The sequence below is a fragment of the Bradyrhizobium sp. LB8.2 genome, from assembly GCF_040548035.1.
In the GTDB taxonomy this organism is placed as follows: Bacteria; Pseudomonadota; Alphaproteobacteria; order Rhizobiales; family Xanthobacteraceae; genus Bradyrhizobium.
The window spans coordinates 72,916-90,291 of sequence record NZ_JBEPQV010000011.1 but is presented as its reverse complement, the minus strand read 5'-3'; the positions used below and the strand labels follow the sequence as shown (position 1 = coordinate 90,291).

At 63.6% G+C, this 17,376-nt stretch carries 14 protein-coding genes; 5 read left to right on the top strand and 9 right to left on the bottom strand.

The annotated features are described in order from the left end of the window. Positions 1-23: 23 nt before the first annotated feature. Entirely contained in the window at positions 24-872 is an 849-nt protein-coding gene (locus tag ABIB06_RS15920) for a caspase family protein (RefSeq protein WP_354049710.1), read from the bottom strand. A gap of 418 nt (positions 873-1,290) precedes the next feature. Here ABIB06_RS15920 and ABIB06_RS15915 point away from each other — a divergent pair, with 418 nt between their 5' ends. From ABIB06_RS15915 to ABIB06_RS15905, 3 genes are all read left to right on the top strand, one after another. Then, positions 1,291-3,021, top strand: a complete 1,731-nt coding sequence (locus tag ABIB06_RS15915; protein ID WP_354049711.1) for a hypothetical protein — start codon at positions 1,291-1,293, stop codon at positions 3,019-3,021. A gap of 132 nt (positions 3,022-3,153) precedes the next feature. Continuing rightward, the gene (locus tag ABIB06_RS15910) at positions 3,154-3,894 is read left to right on the top strand and encodes a thermonuclease family protein (protein ID WP_354049712.1); all 741 of its coding nucleotides are present in this window, start codon (positions 3,154-3,156) and stop codon (positions 3,892-3,894) included. 161 nt (positions 3,895-4,055) lie between these two features. After that, positions 4,056-5,243 carry a pyridoxal-phosphate-dependent aminotransferase family protein gene (locus ABIB06_RS15905; protein WP_354049713.1) on the top strand — a complete coding sequence of 396 codons (1,188 nt, stop codon included), beginning with the start codon at positions 4,056-4,058 and terminating at the stop codon, positions 5,241-5,243. Positions 5,244-5,273: 30 nt separating this feature from the next. Here the strand turns inward: ABIB06_RS15905 and ABIB06_RS15900 are convergent, their stop codons facing one another. Together ABIB06_RS15900 and ABIB06_RS15895 are read right to left on the bottom strand one after the other, a co-directional pair. Further along, positions 5,274-6,380: a hypothetical protein gene (locus ABIB06_RS15900; RefSeq protein WP_354049714.1), complete on the bottom strand. Its 1,107-nt coding sequence runs from the start codon at positions 6,378-6,380 to the stop codon at positions 5,274-5,276. Next, positions 6,380-7,816: an MBOAT family O-acyltransferase gene (locus tag ABIB06_RS15895; protein WP_354049715.1), complete on the bottom strand. Its 1,437-nt coding sequence runs from the start codon at positions 7,814-7,816 to the stop codon at positions 6,380-6,382. Before ABIB06_RS15895 ends, ABIB06_RS15900 begins: the two co-directional genes overlap by 1 nt. Positions 7,817-7,971: 155 nt before the next feature. Between ABIB06_RS15895 and ABIB06_RS15890 the strand changes: the two genes are divergently transcribed. Further along, a complete protein-coding gene (locus tag ABIB06_RS15890; protein WP_354049716.1) occupies positions 7,972-10,077 on the top strand; it encodes a S9 family peptidase in 2,106 nt (701 codons plus the stop codon). A 194-nt stretch (positions 10,078-10,271) separates the two neighbouring features. Here ABIB06_RS15890 and ABIB06_RS15885 read toward each other — a convergent pair whose 3' ends face one another. The 6 genes from ABIB06_RS15885 to ABIB06_RS15860 all read right to left on the bottom strand — a co-directional run bounded on the left by ABIB06_RS15885 (position 10,272) and on the right by ABIB06_RS15860 (position 16,565). Further along, the gene (locus tag ABIB06_RS15885) at positions 10,272-11,363 is read right to left on the bottom strand and encodes an SMP-30/gluconolactonase/LRE family protein (RefSeq protein WP_354049717.1); all 1,092 of its coding nucleotides are present in this window, start codon (positions 11,361-11,363) and stop codon (positions 10,272-10,274) included. An 83-nt stretch (positions 11,364-11,446) separates the two neighbouring features. Further along, positions 11,447-12,166 carry a ribonuclease activity regulator RraA gene (locus tag ABIB06_RS15880; RefSeq protein ID WP_354049718.1) on the bottom strand — a complete coding sequence of 240 codons (720 nt, stop codon included), beginning with the start codon at positions 12,164-12,166 and terminating at the stop codon, positions 11,447-11,449. 10 nt (positions 12,167-12,176) lie between these two features. Next, positions 12,177-13,916, bottom strand: coding sequence for an L-arabinonate dehydratase (gene araD, locus ABIB06_RS15875; RefSeq protein ID WP_354049719.1), 1,740 nt, complete (start codon positions 13,914-13,916; stop codon positions 12,177-12,179). Continuing rightward, a complete protein-coding gene (locus tag ABIB06_RS15870; protein WP_354049720.1) occupies positions 13,913-14,773 on the bottom strand; it encodes an ABC transporter permease in 861 nt (286 codons plus the stop codon). Before ABIB06_RS15870 ends, araD begins: the two co-directional genes overlap by 4 nt. 11 nt (positions 14,774-14,784) lie before the next feature. Beyond that, entirely contained in the window at positions 14,785-15,546 is a 762-nt protein-coding gene (locus tag ABIB06_RS15865; protein ID WP_354049721.1) for an ABC transporter ATP-binding protein, read from the bottom strand. Then, positions 15,546-16,565, bottom strand: coding sequence for an ABC transporter substrate-binding protein (locus ABIB06_RS15860; RefSeq protein WP_354049722.1), 1,020 nt, complete (start codon positions 16,563-16,565; stop codon positions 15,546-15,548). The genes ABIB06_RS15865 and ABIB06_RS15860 overlap by 1 nt, the downstream gene beginning before the upstream one ends. A 91-nt stretch (positions 16,566-16,656) precedes the next feature. On the opposite strand from ABIB06_RS15860, the gene ABIB06_RS15855 reads away from it, so the two are divergent. After that, complete coding sequence (locus tag ABIB06_RS15855; RefSeq protein WP_354049723.1) at positions 16,657-17,373, top strand: GntR family transcriptional regulator; 717 nt, start codon at positions 16,657-16,659, stop codon at positions 17,371-17,373. Positions 17,374-17,376: the final 3 nt, after the last annotated feature.

Below are 17,376 nucleotides of genomic sequence, written 5' to 3'. Positions count from 1 at the left end.
GACTTGGCAGAACCTAAGAAAAACTAGCCGCCGGCTTCGCCGAAATGGATGTCTTCGAGCAGCGAGGAAGAGACCGACGGGACCTGGTCGCCTTCGCTCGCACGGGAGATGGCAACGCGGGTCTTGTTGAAGACGCTCTCGGCGCTGCCCTGCGCATTGAGATTGGTGAGGAACTCGCTGACCAGCACGCTGTGCTCGCCCCTGCCGTCGTCGACGACCTTGCCGGGCGAAGCCGAAGAAAGAATCAGCGCGTTGTCGGGCGCGGTGATCGGCGCGAGGCCGTGGCTGTAGGAGCGGAAGCGGCGCTCATAGGGATTGCGGCGGGAAGCATCGACCACGACGAGCTTGGCCTTGGCGCCCTGCTCCTTCATCATGTCGAGCACGCCGTCGATGGAAACGCCCTGGCGGCGGACATCGCTTTCCTTCCAGATCACGGCATCGACCGGCAACATGTAGCTTTGGCGGCCGGCCTCTACGCCGTAGCCGCCGAAGAACAGCATGACGACGGTGTCGCGCTTGATCCGGGACTTCAGGCGATTGACGGCGCGGACCATGTCGTCCCTGGTTGCGTCTTCCACCATGTCGACGTCAAAGCCGCTCTTGCGCAGCGACGAGGACAGCGCGCGGGCGTCGTTGATCGACTGCGTCAGCGGCGCGCTGGCGTCCGGGTAATGTCCATTGCCGATGACAAGCGCGAGACGCGAGGTCTGGCCGATCGAGCCGGTGACCTGGTCGGTCGAGATGGCCTTGGCGGCATCGAGCGTACGCATATTGAGGGCAGCATGGGCGCCGATCACGAGCGACACCGTGCCGATGAGGGCTGCGGCGACGGCGATCGTGCGTCGGGAAAGATCGAGCTGCGTTACATTCATCTCGGTTCGTTCCTGTGCCAAAGACCAGCCAAGCACGCGCACACTGTTTGAGTAGCGCGATAGCGTCTTTAGGTTTGAGGGGTTGGCCGGGGTGTGCCCCCGAATTGCGCGCAATTTGCGGCGCCGCACCAAACAAACCTTTAACCGGATATTGCCTCCCCGGCAATAGATTGCGCAAAACTTGAGCTAAACCGCTGAAGGTATTAGTTAATTTCCATCGCCCAATGTGTGATTTTTTGCGTCCCCGTAGCCTTCCGGAGCTTGATTATGCAGACTTCGTGCCGGCTCTTTCTGTGACCGCTATCACATTTGTATTTCCTGCGAATCCGGGTAGCTTTTTCAACGAGTTGCAGGGGGTGGTGCGCGGCTGGGAGCGTGCCGGCCGGCCCCCGGCCAAATTCCGGCGACCAGGTATTTCATGAGCTTTCAATATTTTGCCGGCGCCGCCTGCCGGGCGCTGACAGCGCGGAAGGACGGCCCCTCGCTTTACGACGTCTGCGATCCCGTATTGTCTGTTGCGGCCAGCGGCGATCCGCATCTGGCCAAGTTCTACAAGACCGCGCTCGGCAATCCCGCATTGCGGGTGCTGCTGCGACGCGCGGGCGTGCCCGAGCTGCGCGACGAAGCAAAACTGACCCGGCTGCGCGAGGCGCTGGTTCGCGCCCGCGACGAGGCCGAGCCCGATTGGGCGGCGGTCGGCCAGCCCGTCGCCGATCTCGTCGACAGCATCGCGCTGGATCATCCCAAGCCGCCGCCGGCCATGTTCACGGGCGCTATGCCGCAACAATCGCAGATCGACGGCGTGATCCGCGACTGCGCGCAGCATCTGCTCGGCTCGTACCGCAAAAATGGCTTTCTGCCGACCTACGCCGCGTTCAACCTGATCGGCGATCCTGATTTCCGCGGGCGCGAGCTGACCATGGCGCTCACGGGCCTCAACGCGCGCGGCTACAAGAACTCCTCGCTGCTGTTCAATCTCGCCCGCGTCTTCATTGCGCGCTCGCCGGCGCGCGCGGTCGTCAATCCGCCCTGGACCGGCATTGCCGAGCCGATGTGGGAGCCGGTGCAGATCCGCCACCGCTCGGCTTATTACGACGCGTTCTTCATCGAGGCGCTGTTGAGTTACGTCGAGACCGGGCTCGCCTCGTCCGCCGACAAGATGGCGGCTGAGAGCGCGATCGCCGACATGGTGGATTTTTGCGTCAACATCAGCCGCGAGGAAGTCGAGGGCCTCGATGGCGCACGGTTCAACGTCATCACCGCGCTGGCGCCCGCGCCGCATCCGCGCTTTTCGCGCTACTTCGCCCAGATCAAGCAGGACCTCGGTTTCGGCGTCTACGTGCCGGATTGCGACACCACGGCCTGCTCGATCTCCGCGGCGACGCAGGCCGGCTGCACCGATCCGATCCTCGACCAGCCGCTGCTGGATTTCTACGCCGGCTACCAGGTGCGCGCGGGCGTCAACGAGCCGCGTGTGACCGTGCCGATCAACGACAATATCGACTATGAGGGCGGGGTCGCGACCTGGATCGACAATCTCCGGGGCGAGCGGCCCTACGGCAACGATCTCGATCCGACGCTCAATCTCGACATTCTCGAGGTCAGCTTTCGCAACCTCGCGCGCTGGAAAGTATTGGAGACGCCGGCGCGGCTCGCCACCGTGCATCGCATCATCGGCTTTCAGAAGCGGCTTGCCGCGAGCGGCGCCTTCGCCAATCCGCGCTCACACATCTATTACCTGCCGGAGCTCTACAGTGCCTATTTCGGCCGCTGCTACGCAGCCTTCCTGGCGCTACCGCTGGCGGCGCAGGCCGCGGTCGATCCCGATGGCGATTTCGATTTCATCCGTCACCGCGTGCTCTCCTACGTCCAGGGCGAGCTGATGGCCGCCGAGATGAACGTGTTCGACGCGGCGCTGGCGCTGATCGCGCTCGGCCATCTCGGCGCCGACCCGCGCGCCTTTGCGCCGGCGCTGAACGTGATCGTCGCGAGCTTGGGCGAAGGCGGCCGCCGCGGCCCGTTTCGCGCCTATGAGTGGAACAAGATGAAGACGCCGACGCGGATTTTGGTCGGGGGGCCTGAGGTGACGTCGGCGTTCGTGCTGATGGGGCTGGCGGTGGCCAAGCGGGCAATGGCGGGACGAGGGTGAGATGGTCTCGTCGTGCCCCGGAAGCAATGACAGGAAGTTGAAAGCCCATCTGCCTGGCAAACGCTGGCCGGGCGGACAAAAGCCGACCACAATTGCGAGGTCTATCGCAATTTTCATCACACGCGGACCGGCATGTTGCGAAAACTCCTGATTGCGCTGTCACTGCTCGCCTTATCCTTGCCCGGCTTGCCGTCGCCGGCTGAGGCCGCCGACATAACCGGCACTGCAAAGGTCCGCGCCGGCGACGCAGTCGTGATCGGCAACACACGGATCCGGCTCGGCGGCATCGACGCGCCCGCGATCGACCAGCTCTGCCTCAACACCAAGCGTGAGCGCTGGACCTGCGGCATCGCGGCCCGCGACGAGCTCGCCAAATACACCGAGGGCAAGAGCTGGGTCTGCCATGCGAGGTCGATCGACCGGCGCGGCCGCACCGTGGCGCGCTGCGATGTCGGCGGCGAAGACATCCAGAAATGGCTGGTTCGCACCGGCTGGGCGCTGGCCTACACCCGCATCTCTCACGATTACGAACCCGATGAGGCAGCCGCGCGGGAGGCAAAAGCCGGGATGTGGCAGGGCGCCTTCATCGCGCCCTGGGACTGGCGCGTGCGCAACAAGAAGACCACGATATTGGGCGCCACCAAGCCGCCCGAGGGCGCGCATGCGATCCTGCTCGCTTCGGCCTCGGGACCGGTCGCGCCGTCGCCGGACTGCACCATCAAGGGCAACGTCAACACCGGCGGCGAGTGCATCTATCACCAGCCGACCAGCCGCTGGTATGCGCAGATCAAGATGAAGATCAGCAAGGGCACGCGCTGGTTCTGCTCGGTGGAAGAGGCGGAAGCCGCCGGCTGCCGCGAGACCAAGAGATAGAGCATGGTCCGGAAAAGTGTGAAGCGGCTTTCCGACAGGACCATGCTCAGAACAAAAGACCACTCCAGACCTGCGTTTTACGTGCTTTTCTTGGGCTTCTGCGGCGCGTAAAAGAAGAAAATAACCTCCAGACCGTCTTCACGACACAAGGAAGTATAGCAATGACCGTTCGCGCGGGCCGGGAATTTCTGGCCATCCCCGGGCCCACCAATATGCCCGACGAGGTGCTGCGGGCGATGCATCGTCCGGCGATCGACATCTACTCCAAACAGATGACCGATCTGACCGAGAGCCTGCTCGGCGACATCTCAAAACTGTTTGCGACCAAGGGCAAGTCCTACATCTACATCGCCAATGGTCACGGCGCCTGGGAAGCGGCGCTGAGCAACGTGCTGTCGCGCGGCGAAAAAGTGCTGGTGCTGGAGAGCGGGCGGTTCGCGATCGGCTGGGGCCATGCGGCTTCCCTGATGGGCGCCGAGGTCGAGGTGCTCAAAGGCGACTGGCGCCGCGCGGTACGGCCGCACGAGGTCGAGGAGCGCCTGCGCCGCGACAAGGAGCATGCGATCAAGGCCGTCGTCGTCGTCCAGGTGGACACGGCCTCGGGCGTGCAGAACGACATCGAGGCGATCGGCAAGGCGATCAAGGCGAGTGGCCATCCGGCGCTGTACATGGTCGACACCGTGGCGTCGCTCGGCTGCATGCCGTTCGAGATGGACAAATGGGGCATCGATGTCGCGATGTCGGGCTCGCAGAAGGGCCTGATGACGCCGCCCGGCCTCGGCTTCGTCGCGGCCAATGCGCGCGCGCTCGAGGTGCACAAGAAGGCCAACATGGCGACGCCCTATTGGAGCTGGAGCGAGCGCGAAGGCGCTGAGCATTACCGCAAATACGCCGGCACCGCGCCCGTGCATCTGCTGTTCGCGCTGCGCCAGGCGATCGACCTCCTGCACGAGGAAGGGCTGGAGAACGCCTTCCGCCGCCACAGCCTGCTCGGCGAAGCCGCTCGCCGCGCCGTCGGCGCATGGTCGGAAGGCCAGGCGCTCGGCTTCAACATCGCCGAAGCCAGCGAGCGTTCCAACACCGTGACCACGGTGACCATGAGCAACGGCCATGATCCGGCAGTGCTGCAAAGCTATTGCAAGGAAAAATGCGGTGTCGTGCTCGGCAACGGCATCGGCGACCTCACCGGCAAAGCCTTCCGCATCGCCCATATGGGCCACGTCAATGCCCCGATGCTGCTCGGCACGTTGGGAGTGATCGAGATCGGTCTCAACGCGCTGAAGATCCCGCACGGCAAGGGCGGGCTCGAAGCGGCGGTCGCGTATCTTGGCAATGAGGTGGCGGTGTAAGGCCAGCTTCGCGTTGTGTAGAAGGGAAGATCAGCGCTCCACGCGATACGCCGCGACCTGTGCCTTCAACTCGTCCAGCGATGCAAGTGAAGCCTTCGGATCGACCCGATATTCCCCACGCGCCAGCCACGACAGCACCTTCGCATCAACGACCGGCGAATGGTGGATGACATCGCCGTAATTGTTGAGGTCGTGCGTGACTTCCTTGATCGCGCGGAAATCATAAAGGCGGACATTGGGAAGCTGCGTTAGGCGCTCCGCCACGCGCGTCGTGAGATCGGTGACGATCTTCAGCGTCGCAGGCGAGGCGTCGCGCATCGCGACGAATTGCAGGATCGAATAGGGCGGGAAGTAGATGTCGAAGGTCACGTCTGGGTGCCGCGTGATCAGGCCCACGGCATCGCGCTCGAAGTGCCGCACCATGGCGTCGTAGCCATAGCCTTCGCCGAGAAAGCGGCTGCGCACGGGATTTGTGATGTAGGCGAAGGCGGCAAGCGCCTTCTCTGCATTGTAGCCACGGGCGACGTCGAAATCCCGCGGCAGCGCGTAGATGTCGTCGACGTCAGGCAGTGCGAACTTGACAGGGAGAAACGGCGCGGCCCGGGTCAGCGGCTGCCGCAACGGCGGAACCGACCGCAGCAGCGCGAACAGGGATTCCTTCGCCATCGCCGCGCTGAAAAGATAGGACGCGATCCCCTTTGCCGTCCCGCGATAGAGATCGACGGAGAAATAAGGATCCGTCTCGATGTCAGCCGCATCGACAAAAATAAAATCGTCCATCTGCCAGATCACGCGCTTTGCGCCGCGGTCGATTGCCTGCTCCAGTACAAAACCCTGCTGGCGCGAATTGGAGCCGGTCATCGCCAGCTTGAGCGAGTGCACGCCGAGCGCATGGTCGATATCGCTCTGACGAAAATGGATCGCGAGCGAGGTGCCCATGAAGGCGGTGTCGAACGACTGGGTGCGGATCAGCCCCGCATTCTGCACGCGCGTGTCGTCCGAATAAAAGGGTGCGACGAGACGCGAGGACCGAAACAGTTGCAGGGGATCGACGCCGTAAATGAGCGCAGCCGCCCCGAGCACGCACGCGATGCTCGCGAGCACAAGACGCCCTGGATATGTGAACGTGCCCCGCATCAGAACCGGAAATAGATGAATTCGCTGTGGCTCTGGATGCCCAACATCCCGAACGCAAGCACCAGCGACGCGCCATAGAGGACCAGAGGCCGCATCCGTCCCGCCATCAAGCCCTCTCCGACCCTGCGGTTGGCGTGGTCGTATCCCATGAGTCCTTGCGTGTTCGGCGCCAGCCACACCAGCGCGGCATAGATCGTGACCTGCGCCAGCGCCGCGATCTCCTCGCGGCCGAGGATGACGTTCGCCGGATCGGCCATGGAGCCGAGAACCCGCAGCGCCCAGTCGACCCGCTCGGCACGGAAAAACACCCAGGCGACGACGACGGCAAGGAAAGTGAGTACGGCCCCGGCGATCCGGACCGGACGCGCAAGAGCGCCCGGGATGTTCGGCACCAGCGCGTTGAAGGCGTGATTGACGCAGAGATAAGCGCCATGCAGCGCGCCCCAGACCACGAACGTCCAGGCAGCACCATGCCAGAGCCCTCCGAGCAGCATCGTGATCATCAAATTGACATAGCGCAGCACGCGGCCGCGGCGGTTGCCGCCGAGCGGGATGTAGAGATAGTCGCGCAGGAATTGCGACAAGGTCATGTGCCAGCGGCGCCAGAACTCGACGATGCTGGTGGCCTTGTAGGGCGAGTTGAAATTGACGGGCAGGAAGATGCCGAACATCAGCGATATCCCGATCGCCATGTCGGAATAGCCGGAGAAGTCGAAATAGAGCTGGAAGGTGTAGGCGAGCGAGCCAAGCCAGGCCTGATCAAAACTCGGCGCGCGCGCATCGAAGGCGAGCGCGACCAGCGGCTGGATGCCGTCGGCAAGGCATGTCTTCTTGAACAGGCCGATCGCAAAGATGATGATTCCGCACAAAATGAGATGCGCATGCGGATGCTTGGTTTCCTCCCGCTCGAATTGCGGGATCATGTCCTTGTGGTGGAGGATCGGTCCCGCGATCAGGTGCGGGAAGTATGTCACGAACAGCGCGTAGTGCGGCAGCGCGTAAGCCGCGACCTGCCCGCGATAAGCGTCAACCAGGAACGCGATCTGGGTGAACGTGTAGAAGGAGATACCGACCGGCAGCAGGATGTGGACCGCGAAATGCGTCCCGGTTAGCGCGTTAATGTTCTCGGCGGCGAAGCCGGCATACTTGAAAATGCCAAGCACCAGGAGATCGCCGGCGACGCCAATCGCGAGTGCCGCCTTTCGTTGCGACCGAGTAAGCTTCGCCACGATGAGGAGATGGCCGACGCCGTAGTTGAAGGCGATCGAGATCAACAACAGGGCAACGAACTGCCAGTTGCCGATGGCATAGAAAGCGAGCGAGGCCGCCGCCAGCCAGATCACCGGGGCCAGATTGCTGCGCCGCCCGAGCCAGAAATACCCGGCCAGCGCGGACGGCAGGAACAGCAGGATGAACGGATAGGAATTGAACAGCATCGGCCTGGACCGGAGGCGGGACTAAAGGGATTTGGCCCCTAAAGCATAGATGCAGCCGGTCAACAACCCGATGGTGCAGTCCTTGGCGCAGTGACGCTGGCAATTCGTGGAATCGGGACGATATAAGGTGGAGCACGCATCTGAACGAGGATCGAGTGACACAGGCCAAAACACCTTCCCAGCCCCCCATTGCCCCGCGCCGGCCGCATTCCTTCACGCAGCACGGGATCACCGTGACCGACGACTATGCCTGGCTGAAGGACGAAAAATGGCAGGAGGTGCTGCGCGATCCCGCGGCGCTCGATCCCGACATCCGTAAATATCTCGACGAAGAGAATGGCTACACCGAGAGTCTGCTCGGCCATACCGCCGCCCTGCAGAAGTCGCTGGTGCGCGAGATGCGGGGGCGGATCAAGGAGGACGATTCCAGCGTGCCGTCGCCGGACGGTGAGTTCGCCTATTTCCGCAAGTTCCGCGAAGGCGGCCAGCACGAGCTGTTCGGCCGCATGCCGCGCGACGGCGGCGAGGGCCATATTGTGCTCGACGGCGATGCGCTCGCCAAGGACCACGCATATTTCAAATTCGGCGGCAGCCGGCACTCGAACGACCACAAGCTGCAAGCCTGGAGCGCCGACACCAAGGGCTCGGAATATTTCTCCATCCGCGTGCGCGACTGGGCAACCGGAAAGGATCTTGACGACGTCGTCGAGGAGACCGACGGCGGCGTGGTCTGGAGCAAGGACGCGACGTCGTTCTTCTATGTGAAACTCGACGACAATCACCGCCCGATGCAGGTGTGGCGGCACAAGCTCGGCACCAGGCAGGCCGACGACACCCTCGTCTACGAGGAGCAGGATTCCGGCTGGTTCACCCATCTGCACGAAAGTACCAGCGGCCGCTTCTGCGTGATCGCCGGCGGCGATCACGAGACCTCGGAGCAACGGCTGATCGATCTCGCCAACCCCGAGGCACCGCCGCGCCTGGTCGCGGCGCGCGAGGAGGGCGTGCAATATTCGCTCGGCGATCGCGGCGACGAGCTCTTCATCCTCACCAATGCCGACGACGCCATCGACTTCAAGATCGTCACTGCACCGCTCAGTTCACCCGAGCGCAAGAACTGGCGCGATTTGATCCCGTATCGTCCGGGCATCTACATCATCGATCTCGATCTCTATGCCGGCCATCTGGTGCGGCTGGAGCGCGCCAACGCGCTGCCGTCCATCGTGATCCGCGATCTCGCATCGAACGAGGAGCATGCCATCGCCTTCGACGAGGCGGCCTATTCGCTCGACACGATGGGCTCCTACGAGTTCGAGACGACCACGCTGCGCTTCGCCTATTCGTCGATGACGACGCCGTCGGAAGTCTATGACTATGACATGACCAAGCGCACGCGCACCCTGCGCAAGCGCCAGGAGATCCCGTCGGGCCACGATGCGAGCGACTACGTCACGACGCGCATCATGGCGAAGGCGCAGGACGGCGCCGAGGTTCCGGTGTCGATCCTCTATCGCCGTGGGGTGAAGCTCGACGGTTCGGCGCCGCTGCTGCTTTACGGTTACGGCTCCTACGGCATGGCGATGCCGGCGTCGTTCAACGCCAACCGCCTGTCGCTGGTCGACCGCGGCTTCGTCTACGCCATCGCCCATATCCGCGGCGGCGCCGACAAGGGCTGGGGCTGGTATCTCGACGGCAAGCGCGAGAAGAAGACCAATTCGTTCGACGACTTCTCAGCCAGCGCCCGCGCGCTGATCGACGCGAGGTACACCAGCGCAAAGCGCATCGTCGGCCATGGCGGCTCGGCCGGCGGCATGCTGATGGGCGCGGTGGCCAACCGCGCCGGCGAGCTGTTTGCCGGCATCGTCGCCGAGGTCCCGTTCGTCGACGTGCTCAATACCATGCTCGACGACACGCTGCCGCTGACGCCGCCGGAATGGCCGGAATGGGGTAACCCGATCGAGAGCGAGAAGGATTTTCACACCATCCTGTCCTACTCGCCTTACGACAATGTTGCGGCGAAAGACTATCCGGCGATCCTGGCGATGGGCGGCTTGACTGATCCGCGCGTGACCTATTGGGAGCCCGCCAAATGGATCGCACGCCTGCGCGCCACGATGAGCGGTGGCGGCCCGGTGTTACTCCGCACCAACATGGGCGCCGGCCACGGCGGCGCCTCAGGACGCTTCAACCGGCTCGACGAAGTCGCGATCGTCTATGCGTTCGCGCTGTGGGCCGCGGGGATGGCGGAGGCTGGGGTGTAACACACCCTCCACTGTCGTCCCGGCCTAGTGCGCAATTGCGCACGGGGGCCGGGACCCGTACCGCGTGATTTATCGATGGCACGCGGTACTAGTACTGCGGAAGATTTCTTAACCGCGGCCTTCGCCAAACTACTCTCTGGGTTATGGCTCCCGGCCTTCGCCGGTACGACATCGAGTGTGAGGCACGCGCCGCCTCACACCGCCCCGTGCGCCTCCACGTACAGCGCATAAACCGAGTGGCTGCTGGCCATATAGAGGCGGTTGTTCTTGGGGCCGCCGAAGCAGAGATTGGCGCATCGTTCGGGCAGCTTGATGAAGGCGAGTGGCTTGCCGTCCGCGTTGAACACCATGATGCCGTCGAGATCTTCGGACTTGCCCTTGAGCTGAAACACCTTGCGGCCCGCGATTTCGGTCGGCTCGGATTGCAGCGCGCCGTTAGAGCCCCAGCCGCACCAGAGATTGCCGTCGCGGTCCACCCGAAAACCGTCGAGCGAAGCCTGGTCGGCGGCGTCGATCAGCTTGGTCTTGCCGCTCAGGCTGCCATCGTCACCGACATTGTAGCTCCAGATGCTGCGGTTGGGCGTGCCCTTCCACTCGACGATGTAGAGCTTCTTCTCGTCCGGCGAGAAGGCGAGGCCGTTCGGATTGACGAGGTCGGTGAGAACAGCGGCAATCTTGCCGTCCTTGGCGATGCGGTAGACGTTGGTGGTGGCCTGCTCGGCCTTCTCCTTCTTGCCCTCCCACTCGCCACTGATGCCGAACAGCGGATCGGTGAACCAGATGCTGTCGTCGGATTTCACCACGACGTCGTTCGGGGCGTTCAGCCGCTTGCCCTCGAACTTGTCGGCCAGCACGGTGATCTTGCCGTCCTTCTCGGTGCGGGTGATGCGGCGGGTGACGGAGTGCTCGCAGCTGACGAGGCGGCCCTGGCGATCGCGCGCGTTGCCGTTGGCATAGTTGGCGTTGGCGCGGAACACGCTGGTCTGCCCGGTCTTCTCGTCGAACTTCATGATCCGGTTGTTGGGAATGTCCGAGAACAGCAGATAGCCGCCTTCGGGGAAATAGGCGGGGCCTTCGGCCCAGCGCATGCCGGTCGCGACCTGCTCGACGGTCGAGGAATAGAGCCGGTATTTTCCAAAGCTCGGATCGAGGATCTGGACGGCCGGATCGGGGTAGCGCTGGTTGGGCGTGAACGGAAACGACTGGGCACCGGCGGCGCGGGCGAGACACGTGGAAGCCGCCGCCGCGCCAGCGCCGGCCAAGAGATTGCGTCGTGTGAAATTCATAGAGTCCTCCCTGGGTGATTTAAAGGCCGGCGCTTGGTGCGGCCGGCTTGTTTCTTGATATGACTTGGTGCTGGCGCGCGGATTTACCGGCCGTTCGCCTTCCGCCATGCGGCGAAGTCGGTGAGCGTCTGTGGGTCCGTCGCCGGATAGAGACCAAAGATGCCGCGGCCCTTGTTGACTTCCTCAGTGACGAAGTCCTCGAACGCGGTCATCTCGAAGGTCTCGTTGGCGATCTCGTCGGCGAGATGCGCGGGGATCACGATCACGCCGTCGCTGTCGCCGAGAATGACGTCGCCGGGAAACACCGGCGCATCACCGCAGCCGATCGGCACGTTGATCTCGATCGCGTGATGCAGCGTCAGATTGGTCGGCGCGCTCGGGCGATGGTGATACGCGGGGATACCGATTTTTGCGATCTCGGCCGAGTCGCGAAAACCGCCGTCCGTAACGACACCGGCGACACCGCGCTTCATCAAGCGCGTCACCAGGATCGCACCGGCGGAAGCGGCGCGCGCGTCCTTGCGGCTGTCCATCACCAGCACGCTGCCTGCCGGACAATCCTCGACCGCCTTGCGTTGCGGATGGGAGCGATCCCTGAAGACGTCGATGGTGTTGAGATCTTCGCGGGCCGGCATGTAGCGCAGCGTAAAGGCCTCACCGACCATGGTCGACTGATCCGCACCGAGCGGGTGCACATCCTGGATCATCTGGATGCGCAGGCCGCGCTTGAACAACGCGGTTGCGACGGTGGCGGTTGAAACGGATTTCAGCTTGGTGCGGGTGGCTTCGGTAAGTTTGGTCATCTCATACTCTCTAGTAAATCGAGGGCTCGCCGATCGGCGCGCCGAAGTCAGTTTCGAGGAAGTCGAAGTCGCAGCCGTCATTGGCCTGCTTGATGTGTTTCGTGAACATCCAGCCATAGCCCCGCTCGAAGCGGCGCTCGGGCTGCTTCCAGGCGGCACGGCGCTTTTCAAGCTCGGCTTCGGAGACGTCGAGATTGATGGTGCGGGCGCCGACATCGAGCGTGATGCGGTCGCCGTTCCGGACCAGCGCCAGCGGCCCGCCGACATAGGATTCGGGGGCCACGTGCAAAATGCAGGCGCCATAGCTGGTGCCGCTCATGCGCGCATCGGAGATACGCACCATGTCGCGCACGCCCTGCTTCACGAGCTTGGTCGGGATCGGCAGCATGCCCCATTCCGGCATGCCCGGCCCACCCTGCGGCCCGGCATTGCGCAGGATCAGGATGTGGTCTTCGGTGACGTCGAGGTTGGGATCGTCGACCGCCTTCTTCATCGCGGGATAGTCGTCGAACACCAGCGCTGGCCCGGTGTGCTTGAGGAAGCGCGGCGCGCAGGCGCTCGGCTTGATGACGCAGCCGTCGGGCGCGAGATTGCCCTTGAGCACGGCGAGCGCGCCCTCCTTGTAGATGGGATTGTCGACCGAGCGGATCACGTCGTCGTTGTGCACTTCGGCGCCCGCGATGTTCTCGCCGACGGTCCGTCCGGTGACGGTGATGCAATCGAGATGCAGATGCTGCTTGATCTGGCCCATCAGCGCCGGCAGGCCGCCGGCATAGAAGAAGTCCTCCATCAGATAGGCATCGCCGCTCGGCCGCACGTTGGCGATGACAGGCACCTTGCGGCTTGCGATCTCGAAATCGTCGAGGCCGAGATCGAGACCGGCGCGGCGAGCCTGCGCGATCAGATGGATGATCGCATTGGTCGAGCAGCCCATCGCCATCGCCACAGCGATCGCATTCTCGAAAGCCTTGCGGGTCTGGATCGTCTTCGGCGTCAGATCCTCCCAGACCATTTCGACGATGCGGCGGCCGCATTCAGAGGCCATGCGGATGTGGTTGGCGTCGGCGGCGGGAATCGAGGAGGCGCCGGGCAGCGTCATGCCGATCGCCTCGGCAATCGCGGTCATGGTGGAGGCGGTGCCCATGGTCATGCAGGTGCCGTAGCTGCGAGCGATGCCGGCCTCGATGTCGAGCCAGTCCTTGTCGGAGATCTTTCCGGCGCGCCGCTCGTCCCAATATTTCCAGCCGTCCGAGCCGGAGCCGAGCGTCTTGCCTTTCCAGTTGCCGCGCAGCATCGGGCCGGCCGGCAGATAGATCGCCGGGATGTTCATCGAGGTCGCGCCGAGCAACAGCGCTGGCGTGGTCTTGTCGCAACCGCCCATCAGCACCACGCCGTCGACGGGATGGCTGCGCAGAAGTTCTTCCGCGTCCATCGCCAGCAGGTTGCGGTAAAGCATGGTGGTCGGCTTCAACAGCGATTCCGACAGCGACAGCGCCGGTAGCTCCAGCGGCAGGCCGCCGGCCATCAGGATGCCGCGCTTGACGTCGTCGACGCGCGACTTGAAATGCATGTGGCAGGGCTGTGCGTCCGACCAGGTGTTGAGAATCGCAATGATCGGGCGGTCCTTCCACTCCTCCGGCGCGTAGCCCATCTGCATGGCGCGGGAGCGATGGCCGAACGAGCGGAGATCGTCGGGTGCGAACCAGCGCGCGCTGCGGAGCTGGTCGGGCGTCATTTTCTTCTTGCTCATGATTGGGTGCCCCATTTCTGCACGGTGTTCCGCTCGATGGCGCGGAAGATCAGGTTCTCGACAAAAAGCCCGATGATAATCACCGTCAAGAGGCCTGCGAAGACCGCAGGTATGTCGAGGAGGTTGCGGTTCTCGAAGATGAACCAGCCGAGCCCGCCCTGCCCCGAGGACACGCCGAACACCAGCTCGGCCGCGATCAGCGTGCGCCAGGCGAAGGCCCAGCCGATCTTCAGGCCGGTGAGGATCGAGCCGAATGCCGCGGGAATCAGGATTTTCGCCACATAAGGCAGCCCGCGCAGGCCGTAGTTGCGTCCGACCATGCGCAGCGTGTTGGACACGCTCTTGAAGCCGGAATGGGTGTTGAGCGCGACCGGCCACAACACCGAATGGATCAGCACAAACACCAGACTGCCGTTGCCGAGACCGAACCAGATCAAGGCGAGCGGCAACAGCGCGATCGCCGGCAGCGGATTGAACATCGCCGTGACAGTCTCGAGGAAGTCAGTGCCGATGCGGGTGGAGATCGCGAGCACGGTGAAGATCGCGGCCAGGACGATGCCGGCCGAATAGCCCATGAACAGCACCTTCAGCGACGTCCATGCGCGCATCGGAATCGTGCCGTCCTTCACGCGCTCGAACATCGTGATGACGGTATCGTGCAGCGTCGGAAACAGCAGCGGATTGTCTAGGGTGAGGCCGTAGGCTTCCCAGATCGCCGCCAGGAACAGGATGATGACGGTCTTGCGGACAAAACCGTCGTTCCACAGCAGCTCAAGCACGCTCAGCTTGCGCTCGACCTCGGCTGCGCCGGCGGTGGCAGCCGGCGCGTCACGCAGCAATATTCTCGCTTCGCCCATGGCGGCTTCCCTCAATGCGCCGTTGCTTCGGCGGCGAACAGGAGATCGTGGATCTCCTTTTCCAGCCGGCCGGCGCTGCCATCGTCATTGGAGACCTTGTCGACGTCGACCACCTCGGCCTTGACGCGGCCGGGATGCGGCGACAACAGCAGGATGCGGTTGCCGATGCGGATCGCTTCCGCGATCGAATGCGTCACGAACAGCACGGTGAATTTGGTCTCGCTCCAGAGCTGAAGCAGCTCGTCCTGGCAAGTTCGCCGCGTCAGCGCATCAAGCGCGGCGAATGGCTCGTCCATCAGCAGGATGTCCGGCTCCATCGCCATGCCGCGCGCGATCGCAACGCGCTGCTTCATGCCGCCGGACAGCGTGTGCGGATAGGCATCGACCACGCGCGTCAGCCCGACCTTCTCGATATAGGCCCGCGCCCGCGCTTCGGCGTCCTTGCGCGATAGCTTTCGCGCGGTCAGCAGCGGGAACATCACGTTGGCGAGCACGCTCTTCCAGGGCAGGAGCTGGTCGAACTCCTGGAAGATCATCATGCGATCGGCGCCAGGGCCGCGGATTTCGCGGTCGTTGATGGTCATGCGGCCTTCGCTCGGCGCCATGTAGCCACCGACGGCCTTGAGCAGGGTCGATTTGCCGCAGCCGGACGGCCCGAGCAGCACGAAGCGATCGGACTTGTCGACGGTGAAACTCACCCTTTCGGTGGCCGTGACGACGGCGCTGGAGGTCTTGTAACGCAGCGTCACGGAGCTGACGTCGAGCAGCGCCATCAGTTACCCTTCAGATCGTGCGCGACGGGGAGATAGTAGTCGGTCCAGGCCTTGGGCTGGGTCTTCAGCGTGCCGGTCTTGAACAGATGGGCGGCGAATTTCATCGTGCCCTGCGGCTCGAGATTCCACTCCATCATCCCGGGCTCCTTCAGAAGATCGAGCAGCTCTTCCACCGAGGTCTTGTCGCCGGTGATCTCCTTGTAGATCTCGACCGCCTGCCTGGTGTCGCTGCGGATCAGATCCTGCGCTTCCTTGGTGGCGTCGCGCACGGCCTGGATGATTTTCGGATTGGCATCGGCGAACTTCGTCGTGGTGAAGAACTGCGCCTGGCTCAGCGGGCCGCCCATCACGTCAGGCGAGCTCAGCACGACATGCGCGCCGGGCACGTTCTTCAGCTCAAGGAAGGTGAAGGGCGGGATCGAGAAGTGGGTGTGTACCTCGTGCTTGGAATTGGACAGCGCCGCATAGGCGTCCGGGTGGCCGAGCTGCACCGTATTGACGTCCAGCTTCGACCATTGGTCGGCGCCGAAAGCCTCGGCGGCGGCGATCTGCAATACGATCGCCTGGGTCGAGACTTTCACGGTCGGCACGGCGATCTTGTCGCCGGGGCCGAAATCCTTGATCGACTTGATGTTGGCATCGCGGCTGATCAGCGTCATCGGCTGCGCCGAGGTCGCGACGATGCCCTTGACGCCACCGCGCGTGCGATCCCACAGCAACAAAAGATTGCCTGTACCGGTGTTGAGAATATCGACGCCGCCCGCGAGCAGCGCGTCGGTCTGCGCACCGCCGCCGGAGAAGGTGACCCATTTGGTGGTGACGCCTGCTACGCCGAGCTGAGCTGCGTGCTTCTCGATCAGCTTCTGCTTTTCCATGATGTGGCTCGGCATGTAGAAAATGCCGGGCTGGCGCGATAGCGAGATCTCGGACTTCTGCTGCGCCTGCGCCGTGGATACCGAGAGAGCGGTTGCGGCGATTAGGGTGGCGGCCGCCAATTGGCTGCGGAGATGCTTGATCATTGTTGTGTGTTTCCTCCGGGTGAGCGTCGCGCTGCGTTGACCCTGCTGATGCACTAATATATTAGTGCATCAAAGGCAAGCGGGACCCGACATGGAAGCAGCCCATACCGCGCCGCGCGCACCCGCAAAAACGGCATCAAGACTCGACCGTGCCCGACAGGCCGCGCCGCAGGTGTTCGAGCGGCTGCGCAATGCGATCATCGCCCTGGAGCTACCGCCGGGCGCGCCGCTGTCACGCGCCGAGCTTGCCGGCCAGTTCGGCGTCAGCTCGACGCCTGTCCGCGATGCCTTGATGCGGCTCGAGGAAGAAGGCCTGGTCGACGTGTTTCCGCAGCACGCCACTGTGGTCAGCCGGATCGATATCAACCGCGCCGAGCAGGCGCATTTCCTGCGTCAGGCGCTGGAGCTGGAGATCGTGCGCCTGCTCGCAGCCAACAGCGACGCCGCATTGGTGATCCGCCTCGATCACGCCATTGCGCTGCAACAACAATCTGCCAAGGCTGGTGACTTCGAGGTCTTCATGGCCGACGACAACTCTTTTCACGCGCAGCTTTATGCCGCGGCCGGCAAGCAGGATTTGTGGGCGCTGGTGCGCAGTCGCAGCGGACATATCGACCGGCTGCGCCGGCTGCATTTGCCTTCGCCCGGCAAAGCCCAGAACATCGTGCGCCACCACAGACTGATCACGCGCGCGATCGAGGCTGGCGATGCCGATGCCGCGCAACAGCATTTGCGCAAGCATCTGTCAGGTACGCTCAGTGAGCTCGACAAGATCCGGAGCCACCATCCGGAGTACCTGACCGACTAGCCG

What these genes read in the sequence shown, in the direction of transcription:
- ABIB06_RS15895 (WP_354049715.1), bottom strand. Translation starts at nt 7,816, where the DNA reads ATGCTGTTCAATTCCTATCCGTTCATCCTGCTGTTCCTGCCGTCCGCG.
- ABIB06_RS15905 (WP_354049713.1), top strand. Translation starts at nt 4,056, where the DNA reads ATGACCGTTCGCGCGGGCCGGGAATTTCTGGCCATCCCCGGGCCCACC.
- araD (WP_354049719.1), bottom strand. Translation starts at nt 13,916, where the DNA reads ATGAGCAAGAAGAAAATGACGCCCGACCAGCTCCGCAGCGCGCGCTGG.
- ABIB06_RS15860 (WP_354049722.1), bottom strand. Translation starts at nt 16,565, where the DNA reads ATGATCAAGCATCTCCGCAGCCAATTGGCGGCCGCCACCCTAATCGCC.
- ABIB06_RS15900 (WP_354049714.1), bottom strand. Translation starts at nt 6,380, where the DNA reads ATGCGGGGCACGTTCACATATCCAGGGCGTCTTGTGCTCGCGAGCATC.
- ABIB06_RS15920 (WP_354049710.1), bottom strand. Translation starts at nt 872, where the DNA reads ATGAATGTAACGCAGCTCGATCTTTCCCGACGCACGATCGCCGTCGCC.
- ABIB06_RS15910 (WP_354049712.1), top strand. Translation starts at nt 3,154, where the DNA reads ATGTTGCGAAAACTCCTGATTGCGCTGTCACTGCTCGCCTTATCCTTG.
- ABIB06_RS15915 (WP_354049711.1), top strand. Translation starts at nt 1,291, where the DNA reads ATGAGCTTTCAATATTTTGCCGGCGCCGCCTGCCGGGCGCTGACAGCG.
- ABIB06_RS15880 (WP_354049718.1), bottom strand. Translation starts at nt 12,166, where the DNA reads ATGACCAAACTTACCGAAGCCACCCGCACCAAGCTGAAATCCGTTTCA.
- ABIB06_RS15885 (WP_354049717.1), bottom strand. Translation starts at nt 11,363, where the DNA reads ATGAATTTCACACGACGCAATCTCTTGGCCGGCGCTGGCGCGGCGGCG.
- ABIB06_RS15870 (WP_354049720.1), bottom strand. Translation starts at nt 14,773, where the DNA reads ATGGGCGAAGCGAGAATATTGCTGCGTGACGCGCCGGCTGCCACCGCC.
- ABIB06_RS15855 (WP_354049723.1), top strand. Translation starts at nt 16,657, where the DNA reads ATGGAAGCAGCCCATACCGCGCCGCGCGCACCCGCAAAAACGGCATCA.
- ABIB06_RS15865 (WP_354049721.1), bottom strand. Translation starts at nt 15,546, where the DNA reads ATGGCGCTGCTCGACGTCAGCTCCGTGACGCTGCGTTACAAGACCTCC.